This window comes from Zobellella denitrificans (genome assembly GCF_002407485.1).
GTDB classification, from domain to species: domain Bacteria; phylum Pseudomonadota; class Gammaproteobacteria; order Enterobacterales; family Aeromonadaceae; genus Oceanimonas; species Oceanimonas denitrificans.
The window spans coordinates 1,399,665-1,423,675 of the sequence record NZ_CP012621.1 but is presented as its reverse complement, the minus strand read 5'-3'; the positions used below and the strand labels follow the sequence as shown (position 1 = coordinate 1,423,675).

At 63.0% G+C, this 24,011-nt stretch carries 23 protein-coding genes; 15 read left to right on the top strand and 8 right to left on the bottom strand.

What is annotated here, in order from left to right; genetic code table 11:
• Positions 1-247: 247 nt before the first annotated feature.
• From AN401_RS06765 to AN401_RS06740, 6 genes are all read right to left on the bottom strand, one after another.
• Positions 248-1,000 (bottom strand): sulfite exporter TauE/SafE family protein, encoded by a 753-nt coding sequence (locus AN401_RS06765; protein WP_198401823.1) that lies wholly within the window; start codon positions 998-1,000, stop codon positions 248-250.
• Positions 1,001-1,043: 43 nt separating this feature from the next.
• Positions 1,044-2,516, bottom strand: coding sequence for a sugar porter family MFS transporter (locus AN401_RS06760; protein ID WP_096778868.1), 1,473 nt, complete (start codon positions 2,514-2,516; stop codon positions 1,044-1,046).
• Positions 2,517-2,843: 327 nt separating this feature from the next.
• A complete protein-coding gene (locus AN401_RS06755; protein WP_094037863.1) occupies positions 2,844-3,881 on the bottom strand; it encodes an ABC transporter permease in 1,038 nt (345 codons plus the stop codon).
• Positions 3,882-3,903: 22 nt separating this feature from the next.
• Positions 3,904-5,388, bottom strand: coding sequence for a sugar ABC transporter ATP-binding protein (locus tag AN401_RS06750; RefSeq protein ID WP_096778867.1), 1,485 nt, complete (start codon positions 5,386-5,388; stop codon positions 3,904-3,906).
• 56 nt (positions 5,389-5,444) lie between these two features.
• Positions 5,445-6,368, bottom strand: coding sequence for a sugar ABC transporter substrate-binding protein (locus tag AN401_RS06745; protein WP_096778866.1), 924 nt, complete (start codon positions 6,366-6,368; stop codon positions 5,445-5,447).
• A gap of 388 nt (positions 6,369-6,756) precedes the next feature.
• Positions 6,757-7,767: a LacI family DNA-binding transcriptional regulator gene (locus AN401_RS06740; RefSeq protein ID WP_096778865.1), complete on the bottom strand. Its 1,011-nt coding sequence runs from the start codon at positions 7,765-7,767 to the stop codon at positions 6,757-6,759.
• 219 nt (positions 7,768-7,986) lie between these two features.
• Between AN401_RS06740 and AN401_RS06730 the strand changes: the two genes are divergently transcribed.
• The 6 genes from AN401_RS06730 (at position 7,987) to galU (ending at position 12,381) form a co-directional block, all read left to right on the top strand.
• A complete protein-coding gene (locus AN401_RS06730; protein WP_096778864.1) occupies positions 7,987-9,000 on the top strand; it encodes a Gfo/Idh/MocA family protein in 1,014 nt (337 codons plus the stop codon).
• 19 nt (positions 9,001-9,019) lie between these two features.
• Positions 9,020-9,838 carry a TIM barrel protein gene (locus AN401_RS06725; RefSeq protein WP_096778863.1) on the top strand — a complete coding sequence of 273 codons (819 nt, stop codon included), beginning with the start codon at positions 9,020-9,022 and terminating at the stop codon, positions 9,836-9,838.
• A gap of 153 nt (positions 9,839-9,991) precedes the next feature.
• Complete coding sequence (locus AN401_RS06720; protein ID WP_094037870.1) at positions 9,992-10,549, top strand: septation protein A; 558 nt, start codon at positions 9,992-9,994, stop codon at positions 10,547-10,549.
• The gene (locus AN401_RS06715; protein ID WP_096778862.1) at positions 10,549-10,848 is read left to right on the top strand and encodes a YciI family protein; all 300 of its coding nucleotides are present in this window, start codon (positions 10,549-10,551) and stop codon (positions 10,846-10,848) included. Before AN401_RS06720 ends, AN401_RS06715 begins: the two co-directional genes overlap by 1 nt.
• Positions 10,849-11,108: 260 nt before the next feature.
• Positions 11,109-11,396 carry a ComEA family DNA-binding protein gene (locus tag AN401_RS06710; protein WP_094037875.1) on the top strand — a complete coding sequence of 96 codons (288 nt, stop codon included), beginning with the start codon at positions 11,109-11,111 and terminating at the stop codon, positions 11,394-11,396.
• Positions 11,397-11,475: 79 nt separating this feature from the next.
• Entirely contained in the window at positions 11,476-12,381 is a 906-nt protein-coding gene (gene galU / locus AN401_RS06705; protein WP_096780317.1) for a UTP--glucose-1-phosphate uridylyltransferase GalU, read from the top strand.
• On the opposite strand, the gene AN401_RS06700 is transcribed toward galU, so the two are convergent.
• Positions 12,375-13,349 (bottom strand): response regulator, encoded by a 975-nt coding sequence (locus AN401_RS06700; protein WP_096778861.1) that lies wholly within the window; start codon positions 13,347-13,349, stop codon positions 12,375-12,377. The genes galU and AN401_RS06700 overlap by 7 nt on opposite strands.
• A 138-nt stretch (positions 13,350-13,487) precedes the next feature.
• On the opposite strand from AN401_RS06700, the gene AN401_RS06695 reads away from it, so the two are divergent.
• The 6 genes from AN401_RS06695 to AN401_RS06670 all read left to right on the top strand — a co-directional run bounded on the left by AN401_RS06695 (position 13,488) and on the right by AN401_RS06670 (position 20,414).
• Positions 13,488-14,168, top strand: a complete 681-nt coding sequence (locus AN401_RS06695; RefSeq protein ID WP_096780316.1) for a DnaT-like ssDNA-binding domain-containing protein — start codon at positions 13,488-13,490, stop codon at positions 14,166-14,168.
• Positions 14,152-14,994, top strand: coding sequence for a DnaA ATPase domain-containing protein (locus AN401_RS06690; protein ID WP_094037878.1), 843 nt, complete (start codon positions 14,152-14,154; stop codon positions 14,992-14,994). The genes AN401_RS06695 and AN401_RS06690 overlap by 17 nt, the downstream gene beginning before the upstream one ends.
• Positions 14,995-15,126: 132 nt before the next feature.
• Positions 15,127-16,485, top strand: coding sequence for a GGDEF domain-containing protein (locus AN401_RS06685; RefSeq protein WP_096778860.1), 1,359 nt, complete (start codon positions 15,127-15,129; stop codon positions 16,483-16,485).
• Between the two features lie 11 nt (positions 16,486-16,496).
• Positions 16,497-17,978, top strand: a complete 1,482-nt coding sequence (locus AN401_RS06680) for an ABC transporter substrate-binding protein (RefSeq protein ID WP_096778859.1) — start codon at positions 16,497-16,499, stop codon at positions 17,976-17,978.
• Between the two features lie 76 nt (positions 17,979-18,054).
• On the top strand, positions 18,055-19,710 hold the full coding sequence (locus AN401_RS06675) for an ATP-binding protein (protein ID WP_198401822.1): 1,656 nt from the start codon (positions 18,055-18,057) through the stop codon (positions 19,708-19,710).
• Positions 19,707-20,414, top strand: coding sequence for a response regulator (locus tag AN401_RS06670; RefSeq protein ID WP_094037882.1), 708 nt, complete (start codon positions 19,707-19,709; stop codon positions 20,412-20,414). The genes AN401_RS06675 and AN401_RS06670 overlap by 4 nt, the downstream gene beginning before the upstream one ends.
• On the opposite strand, the gene AN401_RS06665 is transcribed toward AN401_RS06670, so the two are convergent.
• Complete coding sequence (locus AN401_RS06665) at positions 20,415-20,621, bottom strand: dodecin (RefSeq protein WP_094037883.1); 207 nt, start codon at positions 20,619-20,621, stop codon at positions 20,415-20,417.
• 225 nt (positions 20,622-20,846) lie between these two features.
• On the opposite strand from AN401_RS06665, the gene AN401_RS06660 reads away from it, so the two are divergent.
• The 3 genes from AN401_RS06660 to AN401_RS06650 are packed head-to-tail and all read left to right on the top strand — an operon-like array spanning position 20,847 to position 23,964.
• Positions 20,847-21,851 (top strand): tripartite tricarboxylate transporter substrate binding protein, encoded by a 1,005-nt coding sequence (locus tag AN401_RS06660; protein WP_096778858.1) that lies wholly within the window; start codon positions 20,847-20,849, stop codon positions 21,849-21,851.
• Between the two features lie 52 nt (positions 21,852-21,903).
• A complete protein-coding gene (locus AN401_RS06655) occupies positions 21,904-22,395 on the top strand; it encodes a tripartite tricarboxylate transporter TctB family protein (RefSeq protein WP_094037885.1) in 492 nt (163 codons plus the stop codon).
• Between the two features lie 54 nt (positions 22,396-22,449).
• Positions 22,450-23,964 (top strand): tripartite tricarboxylate transporter permease, encoded by a 1,515-nt coding sequence (locus AN401_RS06650; protein ID WP_198401821.1) that lies wholly within the window; start codon positions 22,450-22,452, stop codon positions 23,962-23,964.
• Positions 23,965-24,011 lie beyond the last annotated feature (47 nt).

Genomic DNA, 24,011 nt, shown 5'->3' with positions numbered 1-24,011 from the left:
GCACCTCGAATAGGGCTTTACGCCGTTGTTAATGTGCTGTTATTAGAGCAAAAGCCGACCGGACCCATATTCGATTTCTTGCGCTTTGTGGATGTTGGCTAAAGGCAGGAGTTGCGTTATAGGGCGCACCGGAGAGAAGTCTGAATAAAAAAGCAGAGCAAAACTTTGTTTTCTTGCTTTAAGGACCGAGACCATCCATCCGGACCTTCCCGGGTGCGGGTGATCCCCTTTCAATGTGGCGGGCTGATCACCACCAGCTCCGGAGGCTCAGTTGCAGGAAGTGCAGGCCGGAGAGGAACAAAAGCCCGTAGCACAGCCGGTAGATCAGTCGCTGGCTGGCGGTTCGGACCAGCCAGACCCCGAGCCAGACCCCGACCGGCACCAGCGGCACCAGCATCAGGGCGGTTTGCAGGTTGCCGGGGTTGAGCTGGCCCAGCAGGGCATAGGGCACCAGCTTCATCAGGTTGATCAGCGCGAACAGCACCGCCATGGTGCCGACCAGCAGCCGTTTCTCCAGTTGCTGGGGCAACAGGTACATGCTGGCCGGCGCCCCGCCGGCGTGGATGGTGGTGCTGAACAGACCGGTGAGGGTGCCCCACAGGGTGCCCTGGCCCAGGCCGCCGGCCCTGGCCGGCACCGGCGGGCTGAACCAGTGGTGCAGGCAGAACAGGATGGAGGCAATACCGATAAAGCCGGTGAGCAGCCAGGTCGGCGCCCGGGCCATCAGCAGCCCCGCCAGCGCCACCCCCAGCAGGGCGCCGGGGATGATCTGGCGAATTTGGCGCCAGCACACATGGCGGTGGTGCCAGGCCACGGCGAACAGGTCCATCAGGCACAGCAGCGGCAGCAGCACGGCGGCGGCGGTGGAGGGATGGGTGGTAAGGCTGATCAGGGGCACCGCCACCACCCCCAGGGCACCGCCCAGGCCGCCCTTGCCGATGCCGTAGATCAGCACGGCGGGCACGGCGACCAGGTAGAAGTAAGGATCGGTGATCATCATGCCCCCTCAAAAAAAAAACCGGCCCAGGGGCCGGTTTCGGACATCAGCCGTTGGCCCGGGCCATCTCGACCGGTACCTCCCGGGCTTCCAAGTTGGTTTTGGTCAGCATGGTCTCCTCCATTTGCTCCAGGGGCACGCCCTTGGTCTCGGGCAGGAAGCGGGTGACGAAGAAGTAGGCCAGTACACAGCAACCGGCGAACAGCCACATGGGGAAGGCGCCGTGGAAGTGCTCGAGCAGGAAGGCATTGCCGTTCATCAGCGGGAAGCCGAGGCCGATAATGAAGTTGCTCACCCACATGGCGGACACCGCCAGGGACATGCCCTCGGAGCGCATCCGGTTGGGGAAGATTTCGGAAATCACCACCCAGGCCCCCACGGCCCAGGAAACGGCGAAGAACAGCATAAACAGCAGCATGCCGGAGAGGATGAAATAACCGTTGCGCACCGCCTCTGCCCCGGAGAGATCCGCCGACTGGTACAGGAAATAGGAGGTCACCAGCAAGCCGGCAGTCGAGCCGATGGCACCGATACGCAGCAGTGGCACCCGCCCTACCCTGTCCATCAGAAAGGCACCGATGGAGGTACCGATCAGTTGTATCACCCCGATCCAGATGGTCATGAACAGGGCGGCCTCGTTGTTGCCGGTGGCCTGCTCCAGCACCACGGGAGCAAAATACATCATCACGTTGACGCCGGTCGCCTGCTGAAGGATGGCGATCATGCAGCCCACGAAGGCGATAAACCAGAATACCCTGTCGTTGCGGTAGTTGAGCTTGCGCTTTTGCTGCTGCTCCAGCCGGCGCTGGTTGAGCGAGAGCTTGATCTCCTTGAGCACCTTTTCCGGATAGGGGCCGTTGTAGATCCTGCGCAGGGTAGCCAGTGCCGCGGCGTCGTTGCCCTGCATCACGTTCCAGCGGGGCGATTCGGGAATAAAACTCACCACCAGGCAGAACAGCAGACAGGGGATCACTTCCGAGCCCAGCATCACCCGCCAGCCCATGTCCACCAGCCAGGCTTCGGTCGCGCCCTTGGCGATCAGGTAGTTGATGGAGAAGATCACCACCTGGCCGAACACGATGGCGAAGTTCTGCATGCCGATCGCCCGGCCGCGCATGTCCTTGGGCGAGACTTCCGACATGTACATCGGCGAGACTGCCGAAGCCAGGCCCACCGCCACCCCACCGATCAGGCGGTAGACGATAAACCAGAAGAAGGTATCCACCAGGGCGGAGCCGATGGCGGAAACGGTAAACAGCAAGGCCGCCAACAGCAGCGCCTTCTTGCGGCCAAGCTTGCCGGCGATGGTGCCGGCGGCAAAGGCGCCGACGATGCAACCGATGGCCACGTTGGACACCGCCCAGCCCACGCCGAAGGCATCCAGCCCGAAATAGCTCTTGATGGGGCCGATGGCGCCGGAAATCACCGCCGTGTCGTAGCCGAACAGCAGGCCTCCCAATGCGGATACCGCGCAGATCAGCAGTACGTACTTGATGTTGTATCTTCCTTGCGGCGTCATGATGCCTCCGTTTGCATGGCTGCCTGGCCATAAGGCCTGCGTAAAAACAAGGTAACGTTGTTGTTATTGATTTATCTGGCACACAAACTAAACGAGCAATCCATTTAAATCAATTTTGAAACAAAAATTCCATGATCTGGATCGCGATTTGTGGCTGGCTTGTAAAATTTTGTTTGACCGGGATCCCGTTTCAGCACCGCTCCGGGCGCCGTCAGGGTGAAACGACGACTGCTCGTTTCATGCTGTGGAAGCGGGGTGTAAGCCCCATAAAAAACAGGCAGGGGCCTGAGCCACCTGCCTGAAAAAGGGCAAACTCGCAGTCTGTAATCAGCGTTTGGCCTTGTTGCGGCGCATGTCGATCACCACGGCACCGACGATGATGGCGCCCTTGATGATGTCCTGCACGTAGCTGTCCACCCCGATAAAGGTGAAGCCGCTCTTCATCAGCCCGAGGATGATGGCGCCGATCACGCAGCCGGTGATGCGCCCCACCCCGCCCATCAGGCTGGTGCCGCCGATCACCGCCGCGGCGATGGCGTCCAGCTCGTAGGCCAGGCCCATGCTGGACTGGCCGCTGCTCACTCGCGCCGCCATCACGATGCCCGCCAGGCCGGACAGGGCCCCGGCGATGGAATAAACGATGATCAGGTACTTGTCGACGTTGATACCGGACACCCGGGCCGAGGTCATGTTGCCGCCGATGGCGTACACGTATTTGCCGTAGCGGGTATGTTTGAGCGCGATATGGAACACCACCGCCACCACCAGGAAGATCACCACCGGCACCGAGCCCTGGCCGATGGAGGTAAAGCCGTCGGACAGGAAGCTGATGGGGTTGCCCTGGGTATAGAACTGGGCCAGGCCACGGGCCGACACCATCATGCCTAAGGTGGCGATAAAGGGCGGTATGCCGGTCTTGGTGATCAGCCAACCGTTGATCAGGCCGCACAACAGCCCCACTCCGATGCCCGCCACTATCGGCACTATGGCCGGCAGATCCACCAAAGACGGATACATGGGCGAGATGCTGTCGGCGGTTTGCGCCAGGCTGGCCGCCACCACCGCGGTCAGCGCCACCAGGGAGCCGGAAGAAAGATCGATGCCGGTGGTGATGATGACCTGGGTCACCCCCACGGCGATGATGCCGATGATCGCCACCTGCAGCACGATCAGCACCAGCCGGCCCGGGTTCATCAGGAAGGACTGGCCACGGAACACCCAGCCCAGCACCTCGAACACCAGGGCGATGCCGATCATCACCAGGAAGATGCCCATGTCCTTGGGCATCTTCCGCTTGAGGTTGTCCCAGGCGGTGCCGTTGTTCTGCGTTGCCGCCATTTCTTTCGTTGCCTTTACGTTTTCCATAGTCCTGTTCCTTTATAACCGCTTATTCCGAGGCCAGCTCGAGGATTTTTTCCTGAGTGGCTTCTTCCCTGTCGAGAATGCCGGTGATATGCCCCTCGTGCATCACCATCACCCGGTCGCTCATGCCCAGGATTTCCGGCAGCTCCGACGACACCATGATGATGGCCACGCCCCGGTTGGCCAGTTCGCTGATAAGCTTGTAAATTTCCGCCTTGGCGCCCACGTCGATGCCGCGGGTGGGTTCGTCCAGGATCAGGATCTTGGGCTGGGCCAGCAGCCAGCGGGCGATCAGCACCTTTTGCTGGTTGCCGCCGCTCAGGTTGTTGATGATCTGATCCATGGTCGGGGTTTTGATGTTGAGCTTCTGGATCTGCTCCATGCAGTCCTTGACCATGTCCGCGTGCCTGACGAAGCCCTTGCCGTCGATGTAGCGGGGCATCTTGACGATGCTCATGTTTTCCAGCACCGACAGCACCAGGAACAACCCCGATTTTTTGCGGTCCTCGGTGAGGAACGCCAGCCCCAGATCGATGGCCTGGGCGGGAGAGGCGATGCTCACCTCCTGCCCTTCCAGCACCAGGCTGCCGCTGTCGGCCGGGTGCACCCCGAACAGGCTTTCCATCACCTCGCTGCGCCCGGCACCCACCAGGCCGGCCACGCCCAGGATCTCGCCCCGCTTGAGCGAAAAGCTCACGTCGTGGAACTTGCCGGCACGGCAGAGGTTATTCACCGTCAGCACTTCTTCCCCGATGTTGTCGTTGAACTTAGGGAACATCTGGGTCAGTTCGCGGCCCACCATCCTGGTGATCAGGCTCTGGCGGTCGAAATGCTCGGTCTTGTCCGAGCCGACATAGGTGCCGTCCCGGAAGATGCTGATTTCATCGGTGATTTCGAAAATTTCGTCCATCTTGTGGCTGATGTAGACGATGGACTTGCCCTGCTCCTTGAGGTCGTTGATGATGCGGAACAGGTGGAACACCTCCCCTTCGGTCAGGGCCGAGGTGGGCTCGTCCATGATCACCACGTCGGCGTTGTAGGACACCGCCTTGGCGATTTCGATCATCTGCTGGGTGCCGATGCTGAGATCGCCCACCAGGGTGTCGGGTTTGACCTTGATGCTGAGCTGCTTGAGCAGCTTGTCGGTTTCCCGGTAGAGGGTGTCGTGATCGACGAACAGGCCCTTCATGGGCTCGCGGCCCAGCCAGATATTCTCCGCCACCGTCATATGGGGCACCAGGTTCAGTTCCTGGTGGATCATGGAAATGCCGGAGTGCAGGGCATCCATGGTGTCGCGGAAATTCATTTCCTTGCCCTTGACCTTGATGGTGCCGGTGTCGGGCGTATAGATACCGATCAGGCACTTCATCAGGGTGGATTTGCCGGCGCCGTTTTCCCCCATCAGGGCGTGTACACTGCCCGGCCGTATCTTCAGGGTGACGTTGTCCAGCGCCTTGACACCGGGGAAGCCTTTGCTGATGCCTTCGGCCTCGAGCACATATGGGTACATCTGATTACCTCCGAGACGTATCAAGGGGGCCCGGCCCGCGGGCCCCGGTTGATGGCTTAGTTACGTCCAACGAATTCCTTGTAGTTTTCCGGAGAAACCAGCTCGTAGGGGATCATGACGTTTTTATCCACGGCCTCCCCTTTTGCCATTTTCACCGCCGTTTCGATGGAGGCCTTGCCCTGGCCCTTGGCGTCCTGGAACACGGTCAGAGCCATCATGCCCTTGTCGACAAAGGCCAGGGCGTCGGGGGTGGCGTCCACGCCGCCCACGATGACGTCCTTCAGGCGATTGGGTCCCAGGGCCATGATGGCACCGATGGCCATTTCATCGTTGTTGGAAGCGATGGCGTCGATCTCGTAGCCGGACAGCAGCCAGTTGTTGGTCACGTCGATGCCTTCCTTGCGGGACCACTTGCCGGTTTCCTTGGCGATGATCTTGATGTCCGGGTACTTGGCGGCCACTTCCTCCACCCCGCTGGTACGGTCACGGGTGGCTTCGTTGGACAGCTCGCCCATCAGGATGGCGACATTGCCCTTGCCGCCCAGCTTCTCGGCGATATATTCCATCTGCAGTCGGCCGGCCACCTTGGAGTCGGAACCGACAAAGGCCATGCCGTCGGGCAGTGCGGCCTCGGGGCGACGGTTGACGAAGATGAGGGGAATGCCGGCGGCCTCGGCGCGTTTGATGATGGGCGCCACCGCCTGAGTATCCACCGGGTTGATCACGATGGCGTCCAGCTTCTGGTTGACGAAGCTCTCCACCTGCTGCAATTGCTGCCCCACGTCGTTCTTGGCGTCCTCGAACTGGGCACTGACACCGTCCAGCTCCGCGGTTTTCTCCTGCATGGCCTGGCGCACCAGGGTCAGGAAGTTGTCGTCGAACAGCGCCATGGACACCCCGATCTTGATATCCTCGGCATAAGCGCCGAAGGGCAGTACCGAGGCCAGGGCGGAGGCAACAATCAGTTTCTTGAATTTCATGGTCTTACTCCTTGTAGGGAAGCGGTGTTTCATTCCTTGAGGCTGCCAAACCACGCTGCAGCCGTTGAGAGCATGGTCGTTCCTGCGAACATCCTATTTGAACGTTTATTTCAAAATTAATATTGTTGGAATTTATGATTTTTCGCAAGGTGCCATTACCGCCAAACAGCAAAAAAATAACAATTCTTTGACATGGATCTTGTTATGGTGCTCCCGGCCCGAATATCAGCTCGGACATCAATTTATTAAACTCATATAAATCATTAGGTTACGAGCACCCCCAAAGTTAAGGGGAAAAGCCGGTGCCCATGCCCCGCCCGGGCTCGCGAGGACCCGGAACGGAGCGGGACAAAATGAAATGTAAATTTCAACAGCGGCGGACGGCAGCTCAGCCGCCGATGTTTTCGGGAGTGAACAGGGAGAAGTCGATACGCCCGCCGGTGGTGCCGCGGGGGCCCTGCTCCAGGTGGTTGAGCAGCAGCTCCAGGGCGCGGAAGGCGTGCAGCCTGGGGTTCTGATCCAGGGTCAACTGCATCAGGCCGCGTTTTAGCAGATCTTCGGTGGTGGCGTGGCGCTCATGGCCGATAAAGACGCAACGCCCGGCCAGATCCCGGCGTGCCAGCAGGCGGGCAATGGTGCCGTTGCCGGGCCCGGTGTTGTACACCGCCACCACCCGGCCCTCGGCCAGCCGCTCCCGCACCAGGAACTCGATAAGGTCATTCTGCTCCCGGCCCTCCAGCACCCGGGGCAGCAGATGGGGCGCGGATTCCGCCAGCCGCTCCCGGCAGCCCCGCATCCGCTCCCGGTGCACCAGCACCTCCAGCGGGCCGCACACCACCAGCACCTCGCCGGGATCCCGGCACCACTGGCCCAGCAGCCAGCCGGCGGTACGCCCGGCGGCGTATTGATCGATGCCCACATGGGCAAGGGGCGCCGTGCCCGGCAGCTCGGTGACCAGGGTGATCACCGGCACTCCCCTTGCCGTGGCGGCGTTCACCGCCGCCACCACCGCCGGATGATCCGAGCCGAACAGGATGATGCCGTCCCGGCCGGCGGCGGCCTCGCCCAGTTTCTTCGCCAGCAGGGACGGCTCCCGCTCGCCCACAAAGGTACGGTGCAGCACCAGGCGCCGCTTGCCCAGGGTGTCGGCCGCCTGCATAAAGCTCTTGCTCAGCTGTTTGAAGAAATAGGTGTCGCTGTCGCTCAGGAACACCTCTATATGGCGCAGCCGGCGCCATTCGTCGGGCAACACCCGTTTCAATCCCAGCTCCCGGGCAATACGGATCACCCGCTCGGCGGTGTCCGGCGACACATTGCCCCGCTCGTTCAACACCCGATCCACCGTGGCTTCCCCCACCCCGGCCCGTCTGGCGACCTCCGCCAGCGTGATCTTCTTCATGTTTTTTCACTCCAGATCCCGACATGAGCCCAGTATAGCCCCGGGTGATGGCTTTCCATCATCACGCTCTTGGCGTTTCTGCCCCGCCACTGCTTATAGTGATGGTCATGAAACATAAATTCCAACAAGCCGGTAACATCGAAAAATGCCGGCCTGCGGGAAGCAGACCACTGAGCGTCGGCGCAGGCCGACGAGACGACCTTGAGCTGGAGGAAAAACATGACAATCAGAATTGGTGTTATCGGTACCGGCGCCATCGGCGCAGACCACGCCCGCCGCATTACCCAGACCCTGTCCGGCGGCCGGGTGGTGGCGGTGAACGACGTCAACCGGGCCCAGGCCGAGGCGGTGGTGGCACGACTGGGGCTGGACGCCAAGGTCTACGACAACGGCCACGAGCTGATCAAGGCCGACGACGTGGACGCCGTGCTGGTCACCTCCTGGGGTCCCACCCACGAGGAATTCGTGTTGTCCGCCATCGCGGCCGGCAAGTACGTGTTCTGCGAGAAACCCCTGGCCACCACCGCCCGGGGCTGCCTCAATATCGTCGAGGCCGAAGTGGCCGCCGGCAAGCGCCTGGTGCAGGTGGGCTTTATGCGCCCCTACGACAAGGGCTACCAGTTGCTGAAACAGGCCATCGACGCCGGCCGGATCGGCGAGCCGCTGATGGTGCACTGCGCCCACCGCAACCCGAGCGTGCCCGACAGCTATGTCACCAGCATGGCCATCGTCGATACCGCCATCCACGAGCTGGACGTGCTGCGCTGGCTGCTGGACGACGACTACAAGACGGTGCAGGTGGTGTATCCCAAGCGTACCCGCCACCGTTTCGAGCACCTGGCCGATCCGCAGATCGTGCTGATCGAAACCCAGAAAGGTGTGCGCATCGATCTGGAAATCTTCGTCAACTGCCAGTACGGCTACGACATCCAGTGCTCGGTGGTGGGCGAGACTGGCGTCGCCAACCTGCCCGAGCCCCAGAGCCTGCTGCTGCGCACCGAAGCGAAACTGGCCACCAACATCCTCACCGACTGGAAACAGCGCTTTATCGAAGCCTACGACATCGAGCTGCAGGACTTTATCAAGGGCATTGAACAGCAGCAGCTGTCCGGTCCCACCGCCTGGGACGGTTATGCCGCCGCCGTGGCCGCCGATGCCTGCGTGTTGGCCCAGGAAAGTGGCCGGATTGAACCCGTGGTGATGGCCGAGCGCCCCACCTTCTACAACAAGTGATGTACGGAGCCGATTCAAGATGTCTCAACTGACCCCTACCTTCTCCCTGAACCATATGACGGCGCCCAGGCTGAGCGCCTTCGAACTGCTCGACACCGCCAGGGCCCTGGGCCTGCAAGCCGTGGAGCTGCGCAACGACGTGGCCGACAACAGCATCAGCGAGCTGGACCACGCCCGCGCCATCGGCGCCCGGGCCCGTGAACTCGGCATCGAGATCCTGAGCATCAACGCCCTCTATCCGTTCAACGTCTGGAACCCGGAGCGCGCCGCCCAGGCCGAAAGGCTGGCCGAACTGGCCGCCGCCTGCGGCGCCACCGGCCTGGTGCTGTGCCCGCTCAACGACGGCAGCTTCCAGGGCTCGGACCCCGCCAGCCTGGAGCAGGCCCTGCGCGGCCTCCAGCCGATACTGGAAAAGCACGGCCTCAAGGGTTTCGTGGAGCCGCTGGGCTTTCCCGTCTCCTCACTGCGGCTGAAGAAAAACGCGGTGGCCGCCATCCAGGCGGTGGGCGGCGAGGGCCGCTTTGCCCTGGTGCATGACACCTTCCACCACAGGGTGGCGGGCGAAACCGAGTTCTTCCCCGAGTTCACCGGCCTGGTGCACATCTCCGGGGTGGAAGACACGGCCATCGGCTACGAGCAGATGCTGGACGCCCACCGGGTGCTGGTCGGCCCCGCGGACCGGCTGGACAATATCGGCCAGATCCGCACCCTGCTCCAGGCCGGCTACCGGGGCTACTTCTCCTTCGAGCCCTTCGCCAGGGAAGTGTGCGAGCTGGACCAGCCGCTGCCGGCGGTGCAGGCCAGCATGGACTTTATCGCCGAAGGCGTGCAGGGCTAAGTCCCCGCTCCCTCTCGTCGTCTCCCCATAAGCAAAGGGTCCCGGCTCCGCACCGAACCCGGGCCCTTTTGTATTGAATAAATGACCGGCGACTTTGCCTGCGGCCAGCCATGGGGGTAAACTGGGCCCTCATTCGCAGTACGGGTCATTCCTATGAAGCAATTCGCCGAGTTCATCCCGCTTATCATCTTCTTCGTGGTGTACAAGACGGTCGACATCTATGCCGCCACCGGCGCCCTGATGGCCGCCACCTGTGTGCAGATGCTGGTGCAGTGGCTCCGGCACAAAAAGCTGGAAAAAATGCACCTCGTCACCCTGGTGCTGGTGCTGTTCTTCGGCGGGCTGACCATGTTCTTCCAGGATGACGCCTTCATCAAATGGAAGGTGACCGCCGTCAACGCCCTGTTCGCCGCCGGCCTGCTGGTCAGCCGCTACGGTTTCGGCAAAAACCTGATCAAGCAGATGCTGGGCAAGGAAATGCCCCTGCCGGATGCCATCTGGGACAGGGCCAACCTGGCCTGGGTGGGCTTTTTCGCCTTCTGCGGCGCCCTCAACGTCTATGTGGCCTTTTACCTGTCCCAGGAATTCTGGGTCAACTTCAAGGTGTTCGGCCTGCTCGGCCTGACCCTGGCCTTCACCTTCGCCACCGCCTTTTATCTCTATCGCCAGTTGCCGGCACAGGACGGCACCAAACAAGAAGGACAACCCTGATGTGGTACGTGATTTTCAGTGAAGATGTTCCCAACAGCCTGCCCATGCGCAAGGAAGCCCGGCCGGCCCACCTGGCCCGGCTGCAGGCCCTGGCCGATGAAGGCCGGCTGCTGGTGGCCGGCCCCAACCCGGCCATCGACGCCGAAGACCCGGCCGAGGCCGGTTTTACCGGCAGCACTGTGATCGCCGAGTTCGACTCGCTGGACGCCGCCCGGGCCTGGGCCGATGCCGATCCCTACCTGGCCGCCGGCGTCTACGCCTCGGTCATCGTCAAGCCCTTCAGGAAAGTCCTGCCCTGAATGCCAAAAACCGGCCCCGGGCCGGTTTTTGTAGCCGTACATTCCCCCGCCAATACCGCTGTTGAATCATGGTCAGCCCCGCAAGGCCGGAGAACCATGGCGGACTGTACTCCCGCACCCACCACGCATCCCTGTCACAGGACGAGCCGTTATCCCCCAAATGGGTGATTTTGGATTTTTTCGTTGCCAGATCCTCTCTCCCTGGCCAAGGCTTGTTAAGTCCACTGGACGATTGCCCCCAACAACAAGGAGAGACGGGTATGAACAAGCTGCTTTCATCCACCCTGCTGGCGGCCATGCTGGCCGTCGGTACCCCGGCCCTGGCCAACGACCCCGCCGGGGAAGAGGCCATGGTCACCAGCATCGACATCAACACCGCCACCCAGGAGCAACTGGCCCTGCTGACCGGCGTGGGTCCGGCCAAGGCGGCGGCCATCGTGGAGTACCGTGAAAACAACGGTCCCTTCGCCTCGGTCGACGACCTGGCCAAGGTCAGCGGCATAGGCCCGGCCACGGTGGAGAAAAACCGGCACCTGTTGAGCAACTGAGCGCCACGGCCCTCCCGCCCATGGCCGGGAGGGCCGCTATTGGTTATGATACGGGCCCGATGTTTTTTTGGTGCCCGCCATGCCTTCACAGTCGCTTATCCGTAAAGCCGTTATCCCCGTCGCCGGTCTGGGAACCCGGATGTTGCCCGCCACCAAGGCCATTCCCAAGGAAATGCTGCCGGTGGTCGACAAACCCCTGATCCAGTATGTGGTCAACGAGGCGGTGCAGGCCGGGATCAAGGAAATCGTGCTGGTGACCCACGCCAGCAAGAACTCCATCGAAAACCATTTCGACACCAGTTTCGAACTGGAGGCTACCCTGGAAAAACGGGTCAAGCGCCAGTTGCTCAGCGAAGTGCAGAACATCTGCCCCCCCGACGTCACCATCATGCACGTGCGCCAGGGCGAGGCCAAGGGACTGGGCCACGCCATCCTCTGCGCCCATCCCCTGGTGGGCGACGCCCCCTTCGCCATACTGCTGCCGGACGTGCTGATCGACGAGGTGAGCTGCGATCTGCGCCGGGACAACCTGGCCGCCATGATCCAGGCCTTCGGTGCACGGGGAAGCAGCCAGATCCTGGTGGAGCCGGTGGCCGCCGAGCAGGTGGATCAGTTCGGTATCGTCGATATCAACGGCAGCGCCCTGGAGCAGGGCCGTTCCGCCCCACTCTGCGCCATCGTCGAAAAACCGCAGCGCAGCGATGCCCCCTCCAACCTGGCGGTGGTGGGCCGCTATGTCCTCTCCGCCAATATCTGGCCGCTGTTGAAGAAAACCCCCCTCGGCAAGGGCGATGAAATCCAGCTGACCGACAGCATCGCCATGCTGATGGAGCAGGAGCCGGTAGAAGCCCACCATATCCTGGGCAAGAGCCACGATTGCGGCAGCAAGCTCGGGCTGCTGACGGCCAATGTGGAATACGGGCTGCGCCACCCGGAGCTGGGGCCGGCCTTCGCCCGCTACCTGCAGCAGTTACGCCTTCAGTGATCCCCGCAGCTGGCGGTGAGCTCTATCTCGCCGCCGAAGCTGCCCTTCAGGTTGAGGCTCAGAGGAAAGGAACAGCGGTAGCTGAGCTGGTTGGCGGTCAGCTCCTGCCGGCCCAGGGGCCCGGCATTGCAGCGTTCCAGCCAATCGCTGCCGGCCATGCCGCCATTGGCCACCTCCACCCGGCCTCCATCCGCATGCAACCGGAACAGCGCCAGGTTGACCCTGGTATCCAGCCCCACCTCCAGGATCAGGCGGTTGATGTATTCCAGGGTGCGGGCCAGGCTGTGCAGCACGCAATCCTGGCGGGAGCCGTAATGGCGCAGGGGTTCGTTGAGGATAAAGGTCACCAGGGTCATCACCACGGGGGTGTCCATGTTGAGCGGATCGAACTCCGCCAGCAGCAGCAGCAGATCCTGATCCAGCCTGATGTACTCGGTCAGTACCCAGGGCGAGCTTTGCCGGCAACTCAGCCGCCAGTCGCCCAGGGTCCGCTCCGGCTGCTGCCGCCAGCCCTGCAGCAACCGGCTGGCGGCGATGTCTTCCCGCCGGTAATAGGCCAGGTGTTCGTTCAGTTCGTCCAGCAACTTGCCGGGATCGGGCCTGAGGCTGCCGGCGATCACTTCCGCCACCAGGTTCCAGCTGCGAATGGGCTTGATCAGGTAGTCCTCGGCGCCGGCGCGCAGGGCCCGGGCCACGTCGGCCATTTTCTGCTGGCCGGAAATGGCGATCACCGGCAGGGCAGGATGACGCCGCTTCAGGCTGGTGATCAGCTCCTGATCCGACGGTGCCGGCAGCAGCAGATCACTCAGCACCAGATCGGGGCTGTTAAGCTCTGCCTGCAACAACCCCTCTTCGCCGTTGTCCGCCTCTATCACCCTTGCCCCCCACAGCTCGAGGTAGGCCACCATCAGCCGACGGAACAGGGGGTCGTCTTCTATTAACAGGATCAGGGGTGACCAGTCGAACATGGCGTCGCTTAATGTGAATGATAATGGGAATATAAATTGAGCCTAGCTTATTTCAGCCCGGCCGGCAGCGACAAGCCCGGCTGTATTCTGCCGGCGCTTTATTGGATAATGGCCGTCCCCTTCGAACACAGCGGCATTATGACTCCGGCAGAATACCAGGCACTGACCTCCCCCCGACTGTCCCACCCGGCGCGCAGCCTGTACCAGTACTATCTGCGCCACCACGCCCGGGGCGACCAGACCCAGCCCCTGGACTACCCCGACCTGGGCAAGGCGCTGGCGGTGCAGGGCGAGGGCGAATACCGCTACCGGGTGACCCCTGCGGAGCTGACCGCCCTGGTGGATGAGTTGCTGGAGGCCGGCCTGCTGAGCCCGCTGGAAAGGCCCCACCCCCAGCACTATCACGGCGCCGTGTTTTCGCTGCCGCTGAAGCGGCTGCAGGGGCTGGCTCCCCTGCCCTCCCGCCAGTTCGCCATGCACCCCGAGTGGCGCCCCGACGCCCAGTTCGACGGCCTGGCCCGGCTGTGCGGCCTGCTCGACAGCCACTTCGACGAGACCGAACTGGGTGAGTTCATCGCCTACTGGCTGGGGCGGCCCGAAGTGTTTGAAAACCAGCATCAGTGGATGCTGAAATTTGTGCGCAAGCTCAAACACCAACGCAGCGTCAGGCGAGCCCCGCCGCCGGCCGGAACCGAAGGCTACCAACAGGTGCCGGTCCGGGCCGCCCCCGGGCCCAGCCGCCGGGCCCGCGAAATGATGGAAGAGGCGCAACGCCTCGGCACCGACTGCCAGGAAGACCACCATGAAAAAGACACCTGAAGAAATCGCCGCCGACCTGGCCGAGATCGCCCGCCGGCGCCGGCAACGACCGGATCAGGATCTGTCCGCCACCAACGCCGGCGGTCAGGTACAAGGGCTGCTGGCCCGTCTGCAGCGGCTGCGCGCCAGCGGCACCCTGCCCCAGTATGACTACGCCAGCCTCAAGCGCCAGTACGAAGAGCAGGCCAATGCCGAGGTGCGCCTGGCCCAGCAGGAGGCCCGCCAAAAGCGTACCGAGCGACTGCTGGCCCAGGCGGATCTCAATCCGGACTGGACCTTCGCCAACATGGACCCGGACGATCCGGCGCTCGGCCACCATATCGCCACCGCCCACCATTTTATCAACGCCTTCGATCACTGGGGCACCAAAGGCGGTACCGCCATCCTGATCTACGGCGATTTCGGCACCGGCAAGTCGACCCTGGCCGGCGCCATCGCCCATGAGCTGATCCGCCAGCACCAGAAATCGGTGATCTTCCAGCAGTGGGCCTCGGTGGTGGACCGGCTGTTCTTCGGCGTGATCGAGGATCAGGAAAGCCGCAACCAGTATCGCCGCGCCCTGGAAGAAGTGGACCTGCTGGTGCTGGACGAGGTGGCCGCCAACCGCAGCCGCCTGGCCGAAAGCCAGTCCAGCTTTCTCGGCCACCTGCTGCGCCGGCGGCGCAACCTGTCCAAGAGTGTCATCATCATCACCAATCACGATCCCCAGGCACTGCACCGGGCGGTGGGCGACTTCTGCTTCGAGGCCATCAAGGCGTTCCACCCGGTCGACATCGCCCTGCAGGGCCCCAGCCGCCGGCCCGACATCGGCGATTACAGGAGCTAACCGGGTCTGAAAGACGAAAACGCCACCCACCGGGACACGGACGATAAAGAGTTATTAAATTGTAACAATCGCCGATATTTTCAGGTAGAGTGACGACCCGGATCTACCGCTATCGGCTTCACCCAGGGACTCATGTCGGGCACAGGACTCACCACCAAGACGGCGCTGTTCACCATATTGCTGACACTGCTGACCCTGAGCACCGTCCTGCTGGCCCTGCTCTCGTTTTCCGGCTATCGCGCTGCCATCAACCACCTCGCCGACCAGCAGACCCAGGCCCTGATGACCGCCAGCCGCTTGGTTCAGCAGAGCGAAAGCATGGTGGCCAGCAGCGCCCTGCTGCTGCTGGCGGACACCCATGCCAGCCGCCGCAGGGCGGTGTTCGAGATCACCGATCGCAGCGAATGGATAGGCCGGCTCACCGACGCGCTGCAGCAATACCGCAACCACGACCGCCACTTCGCCGAGCTAACCCAGGCCCGCTTCGCCCTGGCCGAAAACCTGCAGCACCTGGATACCCTGGTCGGGGAGCGCATCAACTTGCTCGGCCGGCTGGAACAGGCCCCGGCAGGCGACGAACTGCCGGCCCTGCGCCAGCTGGAGCAACGGCTGCGGCAAGGCGTCGAGATCAACCGGCGCCTGTCGAGGGATCTGAGCGTTGCGGTGGGCTTTCATATCCACGACATCCGCAACGGCATACTGAATACCGTCGCTCAACTCAACACCGATATCGAACGACGGGAACGGCAACTGCTGCTCATCGCCGCCGCCGCCCTGCTGATGGTGGTGATCACCGTCGTCTACATCCATCGCACCATAGTGCATCGTATCCTGGCCCTGCAGCGGGCCATCAGCCATGAGCGCCCCCGCCCCGAATACGTGGTGGTGCAGGGACGGGACGAGATCAGCGACATGGCACGCTCGGTGAGGAATTACATCGAAAAGATAGGTAAAAACGAGGCCCGCATCCTGAACATGAATCAGAAACTGCACTTCATGGCCAATCACGATGCCCTGACCGGGCTTTATAACCGCCATCATTTTGAGCATCATGTGCAGGCCTTGCGCCTGCGCGCCCCCGACAGCCACCTCTGCCTGGCCATGGTGGATATCGACTTCTTCAAGTCGATCAATGATCGCTTCGGCCACGACGCGGGCGACAGGGTACTGACCCAGGTAGCGGCGACCTTTATCTCCGTCCTGCCCCCGTCGACCCTGGTGGCCCGTTTCGGCGGCGAAGAGTTCGCCATTCTTTTTACCGGCACCTCCGCCGAGCAGGCCCGGCAGGCGCTCGAGCACCTGCGTGGCCAGTTGGCCGGGACCCCGCTCGAGCCCCATGATCTCAGGGTCACCCTGAGCGGCGGCCTGGCCTGCGATTATCGTCCAGCGGACATCGGCCTGGCCCTGAAGGCGGCCGATACCGCCCTGTATCAGGCCAAACACCAGGGCCGTAACAGGATAGTCCTCGCTTCTCCCTTGCACACCGCCTAAGGAACGCATCCATGCCGGCAGTCCCACGTTATTTTGCCATATTGATCTGTCTGCTAACCCTGGGCCTGGCCCAGGCCGCCCCGCGCACCGACATCCGGGTAGAACTGCAGCTGGAGCCGCCACACCTGGATCCCACCCAGACCGCATCGGCCACCACGGCCGAAGTCACCTACGCCAACCTGTTCCAGGGGCTGACCCGGGTCGACCAGCAGGGAGAGGTGATCCCCGCCCTGGCCCGCACCTGGCGGGTGAGTGAGGATGGCCTGAGCTACGACTTCGCCCTGGCCCGGGGAGCGCGCTTTCACGACGGCAGCCCCTTCAACGCCGGCGTCGCCAAGTTCGCCCTCGACCGGCTGCGGGATCCTGCGGGCGGCAACCCCCAGCGCCAGCTCTACACCGCCATCGACGAGGTACGGACGCACGGCGAGCACGGGCTGGAATTGCGCCTGTCGCGTCCCGACAGCCTGCTGCCCTTCAAGCTGGCCCTGTCCGCCGCCGTCATGGTGCATCCCGACAGCGCCGACAACAATCGCCATCACCCGGTAGGCACGGGTCCCTACCGTTTCGCCGGGCGGATGCCCGGACAGGGCGTCCGCCTCGAATACTTCCCCGGTTACTGGGGAGCCGAGCCGCACATCAAACAGGCCCACTTCACCTTTACCGCCAACCTCGTGGAGCTGGAGGCCAGCCTGTCGGAAGGGCTTATCGATCACTACTCCGATGCCAGCACCCTGGTCTCGCAGGCCCAGTTGCGCCACCGCAGCGACTACCTGATCCGTGACGGCATCGGCGAAGGAGAGATACTGCTGGCCATCAACAATGCCCGCCCGCCTTTCGACCAGCTGCCGGTACGCCGGGCCCTGGCCCATGCCATCGACAAGCAGGCGATACGCAAGCAGCTGTACCAGTTCAATACGCCACCGCTTATCGGCAGCCATTTCTCCCCCCATCACTCGGCCTATGTGGAACTCAGCGACTACTATCCCCATGACCGGGAAAAGGCCCGCCGCCTGCTGCAGGAAGCGGGAGTCGCCCCCGGCACCGCCATGACCATCACCATACCGCCCACCCTCTACGCGGCCGAACTCGCGCTGCGGATCGCCGGTGAACTGGAGGCCATTGGACTCGAACTCCAGGTGGAAAGGATAAGCTGGCCCCAATGGCTGGAGCAGGTGTTCACCAACAAGGACTACGAGCTGACCATTGTGTCCCACATCGAGCCCATGGACATCGACATCTATGCCAGGGATCACTATTACTTCAACTACGACAACGGCGCCTTCAAGGCCTTGTGGCACCGCATCGAGCAGACCACGGCGCAGGCGGAGCGCTACCGCCTGCTGGCGGATGCCCAGCGCATGCTGGCCGAGGACGCGGTGAACGTGTTCCTGCTGATGAAGCCCCAGCTGTCCATCCACAAGAGCAACCTCAGGGGCACCTGGGTCAATACCCCGGTGCCGGCGGTGGTGCTGGAAGAGATGCACTGGGAGTGACGCCCTGTTTGCGGAGGTTTGCTCCCGCCCCGGCTGTTGCTAAACTGGCCTCTTCCCCCGGATGGATGGACTACCCTTGCTGAACAGAAGCCGCTCCGCCCCCCCGCTGCGCTTTCGCACCCAGGTACTGCTGCTGGTCGGTACCCTGGTGGCCGCCACCCTGCTGGTACAGGGCACCTATCTGCACCACCGCCAGGGCCAGATCATCACCGAACAGATCGGCCTGCGCGCCATGAGCGTGGCCCAGACCGTGGCCCAGATCCCGGCCATCATCGACGCCTTCGACAGCCCGGATCCCGCCGCCGTCATCCAGCCCCTGGCCGAGCAGATCCGCATCGAAACCGGCGCCCGCTACGTGGTGGTGGGCAACCGCGCCGGCATCCGCTACTCCCATCCCCTGCCCGAGCGGCTGGGACTGCCCATGGTGGGCGGCGACAACGAGCGGGCGCTGATCGGCGGCGAGGCCTATATCTCCGAAGCCGAAGGGTCGCTGGGCGAGGCCATTCGCGGCAAGGCGCCCGTCTTCAACGCCGCCGGCGACATCATCGGGCTCGTTTCGGTGGGCTTTATGCTGGAGAAGGTGGATGTCGACATCGACAACTACCTGGCCCTGGGCTGGGTGCTGGTGGGGCTCATGGTACTGCTGGGGCTGGCGGGCGCCGCCTGGCTGGCCCAGCACCTCAAGCGGGTGATACTGGGGCTCGAGCCCCACGAGATCGCCCGCCTGGTGATGGAAAAGGACGCCATACTGCAGTCCATCCACGAGGGCATAGTGGCCATCAACCGGGAAGGGCGCATCACCCTGCTCAACCAGGCGGCCCGGCGCTTTCTCGACCTGCCGCCGGACGGCGCCGCCCTGGGGCTGCCGGTGCAGGAGCTGGTGCCCAACTCCCGGCTGCGGGAGGTGCTGTCCAGCGGCGAGCGCCAGTTCGATCAGGAGATGTGGATAGGCGAGCATCCGGTGGTGGTCAACCGGGTGCCCATCATCCACGAAGGCCGGGTGGAAGGGGCCGTGGCCACCTTCCGCAGCCGCCAGGAAATCCGGGATCTGTCCCTGGCGCTGAACGCGGTCAACCGGGACATGGACGCGTTGCGGGTCCAGGCCCACGAGTTTTCCAACAAGCTCTACACCATTTCCGGCCTGCTGCAATTGAACAAGCCCCAGCAGGCATTGGCCCTGATCAACCAGGAAACCGCCCGGGAGCAGGCCCAACTGGCGACGGTGCTGGAGCAGGTGGCCGATCCCCTGGTGGGCGGCATCCTGCTCGGCAAGCTGGCGGACGCGGCGGAGCAGGGCGTGCAGCTCGACATCGTCGAACACAGCGCCCTGCATACTCAGCTCAGCCCCGGCGGCCAGGAGGTGGTGCTGTCGGTGCTCGGCAACCTGCTCAACAACGCGGTGGATGCCGCCCTGCAAAGCCGGGCCGAGCCGCCCCGGGTAAGGCTGTTCTTCACCGACCTCGGCGAGCAGTTGCTGTTCGAGGTGGAAGACAACGGCCCGGGCGTGGATCCCGGCCTGCTGGCTCATATCTTCCAGGACGGCTTCACCACCAAGCCGGGCAAGCACAGGGGCATCGGCCTGGCCCTGGTGCGCCGGCTCTGCCTGGAGCACGGCGGCGACGTCAGCCTGGAGGACGGCGATCTGGGCGGCGCCTGCTTTATCGTCACCCTGGCCAAGGCCAGGGTCGCCCGGCAGGAGGAAAAAATGGCCCAGGAGGACAAGGCGGAATGAACGACAAGACCCACGGCGTGCTGATCATCGAAGACGACTTTCGCATCGCCGAAATCAACCGCCAGTTCGTGGAGCAGACACCGGGCTTTCGGGTGCTGCACGAGGCCAAGACCAAGGCCGAGGCCCTGGCTTTCCTGGCGGAGCAGGCCGATCGGGTCAGCCTGGTGCTGCTGGACGCCTATATTCCCGACGCCACCGGGCTGGAGCTGCTGTGGGAGATCCGCAGGCACTACCGGCATATCGACATCGTCATGGTCACCGCCGCCAAGGAGGTCGACACCATCCAGGAAGCCCTGCGCGGCGGTGTGTTCGACTACCTGATCAAGCCCACCCAGAGCGAGCGCATGGCCCATATGCTGGACCGTTTCCTCAAGGAACGGGCATGGCTCGAGCAGAAACAGGAAATGAGCCAGGAAGAGCTGGATCTGGCGCTCAACCGCCGGCCGGCCGCGGCGGAGCCCACCCCCGCCGGCGGCGGCACCCTGCCCAAGGGCATCGACCGGCTCACCCTGGATACGGTGCTCAGCACCATGGCCCAGGCCCGGGAGCCGCAAACCGCGGTGGATCTGGCCAAGGCCATCGGCGCCAGCCGTTCCACCGCCCGTCGCTACCTGGAGTACCTGGTGGCCCAGGGCAAGGCCTGCGCCGAACAGGCCTACGGCGAGGTCGGCCGCCCCGAACGCCGCTACCGGCTCAACCCCTGATCACTCCAGCCGGAAACCGATTTTCAGCACCACCTGAAAGTGCGCTATCCGGCCGTCCTTAATATGGCCGCGCATCTCGGTGACCTCGAACCAGTCCAGGTGATCCAGGCTCTCGGCCGCCTTGGCCACCGCCTTCTGGATGGCGTCGTCGTAGCCGGTGGTGGAAGAGCCGGCCACTTCTATCAGCTTGTACACATGATCGGACATAAGTACTCCATGCTTGACGGGCACCGGCACCACGCCGGCCGCCGTTGACCCCCCTTAAGCAATAGCAGCCCCCGCCCCTGTCGTCATCCCGACACCAGCCGTGAACAAAATAAACAAAATCGCCTTAATGCCGTTTTTTCAACTTATGCCCCAAAGCTTGTTCGTTAACACCAAGGCATCTATTTTTACACCAGATGTTAACAAGGACGAACCAAGGAGAACTGCATGTTCAACGCCCTACGCAAACCCTTCAAACGCCTGAGTCTGGCCGCGCTGCCGTTGCTGGCCCTCGGCGCCCAGGTCCCCGCCGCCCAGGCCCAGGGCTGGCAACCCACCCGCCCCGTCGAATTCATCGCGCCGGCCAACCCCGGCGGCGGCTGGGATACCCTGGTGCGAACCTCGAGCATGGTGATCCAGAGCGAAAAGCTGGCACCGCAGAACTTTGCCGCCATCAACATCCCCGGCGGCGGTGGTGCCGTGGCCTGGGCCCAGATAGCGCGTGATGCCAAGAACGATCACAAGCTGTTCGCCACCAGCCCGCCCATCATCCTGGTGCCCCTGGCCGGCACGTCCCGCTTCAGCCACAAGGACTTTACCCCGGTCGCCCGCCTGAACACCGATTACTCCATCGTGCTGGTGCGCAAGGATTCACCCTATGAAACCATCAACGATCTGTTCGAGGCGATGAAAACCAACCCCAGCCTGAGCGTGGGCGGCGGCTCGGCGGCCGGCTCCATGGACCACATCGCCATCGCCGGTGCTGCCGCCGAGGCCGGACTGGAAGCCCGTGGCGTCAACTACATCGCCTTCTCCGGCGGCGGCGAGGCCATGATCAGCCTGATGGGCAACCACGTAGAGGCGGTGATCACCGGTGCCGGTGAAGCCTCCGGCCAGTTGCAGGGCGGCGAGCTGCGCGCCCTGGCGGTGTCATCCCCCGAGCGCCTGGGTAGTACCCTGGCCGATGTGCCCACCTTCAAGGAGCAGGGACTCGACTACACCTTTGAAATCTGGCGCGGCGTCATGGGGCCCAAGGACATGTCCCCCGAAGCCCGGGACTACTATGAAGACCTGTTCGCCCGCATGGTGAAAACCGATGCCTGGAAGCAGGCCAGCGAGCAACTGGGCTGGATCGATGCCTTCCAGACCGGCGAGGAATTCGGTGTCTTCCTCGACGGTCAGCTCGACCAGTTCAGCACCATACTGGGCGATCTGGGCCTGCTGCGGCGTTAACAGACAGTGGTGACGGGGGCCTCTCCGTCACCCTTCAAGCACAGGTATTGCTATGAACAAATTCAACATCAACCAGAAAATAGGCGTCATACTGGCCCTGTTTTCCCTCGGCTATCTGTGGATGGCGTTCCAGATCCCCGAGTTCTCGCTGCCCCGCCCCATCGACTCGGATGCCTTCCCCAAGGCACTGGGCAGCGCCCTGCTGCTGCTGGCCATATTGCTGTTCTTTGAAAAGCCCAAGCACAAGGTGCAGGACGACGACGAAGCACAGGACGACATCATCGAGGAAAGCGGCGGTTTCTGGACCAGCCCCCGGATGAGGGTGGTGGTCACCTCCGTCGCCATTGTCACCTACGCCTTTGCCCTACAGCCGGTCGGCTTCGTCCTGTCCTCCATCCTGCTGTGTTGCGGCCTGGCCTATTACTACGGCTATCGCAATCATAAGGTCAACCTGTTGGCATCGAGCGGTGTCGTACTGGCACTGTATTTCATGATGAGCTACGTGATGGATGTCTACCTCCCCACCGGGATACTGCCCTTCTAAGCACGTGGTCGCGCTGACTTACCTTTAATCCGGAATAATCAAAGGTTTACCATTATGATGGATGCATTCAACAGTCTGGTGTACGGCTTCGGCATCGCCCTGGACCCGATGAATATCATGTACGTGTTCGTCGGCGTCTTTGCCGGCACCATTATCGGCATGCTGCCCGGCCTGGGCCCCATCAGCGCCCTGGCGCTGATGATCCCCATTACCTTCAGCATGGATCCCGCCTCCGGCCTGATCCTGATGTCCGGCGTCTATTACGGCGCCATCTTCGGCGGCTCCACCTCCTCCATCCTGCTCAACGCACCCGGCGTGGCCGGCACCGTCGCCACCTCCTTCGACGGTTATCCCATGGCGCGCAAAGGCATGGCGGGCAAGGCCCTGGCCATTGCCGCCTACGCTTCCTTCATCGGCGGCACCGTCTCGGTGATCGGCCTGATGCTGATCGCCCCGCTGCTGTCCAAGGTGGCGGTAAGCTTCGGCCCCGCCGAGTATTTCGCCCTCATGCTGCTGGGCCTGACCGCCGTGGTCAGCCTGTCGGACAAATCCCTGGTCAAGGGCCTGATCGCCGCCGTGGTGGGCATGATGATCTCCATCGTCGGCATCGATCTGCAAAGCGGCACCGAACGCTACACCTTCGGCAGCCTGGAGCTGCTCGACGGCATCGACTTCCTGGTGGTGGCACTCGGTGTCTTCGCCCTGGCGGAAGTGTTCTACATGCTGCTCAAGGGTGGCGGCGGCAAGGAGCAGCCGCGCAACAACATCGGCTCGCTCAAGCTCAGCAAGGATGAGGTCAAGGAAATCGCCGGCCCGGTCAGCCGCAGTTCGGTGCTCGGCTTCTTTATCGGCGTGCTGCCCGGCGCCGGCGCCACCGTCGCCTCCTTCCTCGGCTACAGCCTGGAAAAACGCCTGGCCAAGGACGGCAGTACCTTCGGCAAGGGCAATATCAAGGGTGTTGCCGGTCCCGAGGCCGCCAACAACGCCGCCTGCGGCGGCTCCTTCGTGCCCCTGCTGACCCTGGGCGTGCCCGGCTCCGGCTCCACCGCCGTGCTGCTCGGCGCCCTGCTGGTGATGGGCGTCACCCCCGGACCCATGATGCTGGAACAGCGTCCCGACGTATTCTGGGGCGTGATCGCCAGCATGTACGTGGGCAACATCTTCCTGCTGGTGCTGAACCTGCCGCTCATTCCCTACATCGCCCGCATCCTGGACATGCCCAAGCCGCTGCTGCTGGCGATGATCCTGATCTTCTGCATGATCGGCGTCTATGGCCTGAGCTTCAACGTGTTCGACCTACTGCTGCTGCTCGCCTTCGGCCTGATCGGCCTCGGCATGAAGCTGTTCGGCTTCCCCACCGCCCCGCTGATCCTGGCCTTGATCCTGGGCGCCATCATGGAAGAGTCGATGCGCCGCGCCCTGCAGATCTCCGGCGGCGACTGGATGACCTTTGTCGACAAGCCCATTTCCATGTGGCTGCTGATCCTGGCATCCCTCTCCCTGTTCGCTCCGCTATTGAAAAAGGTCGTGCGCCGGCTGATGGCCTCGGGCAAGACCACCCTGGCCTGAACGGACCGCCAACCATAATCAAAAAAGCGCCAACCGGCGCTTTTTTG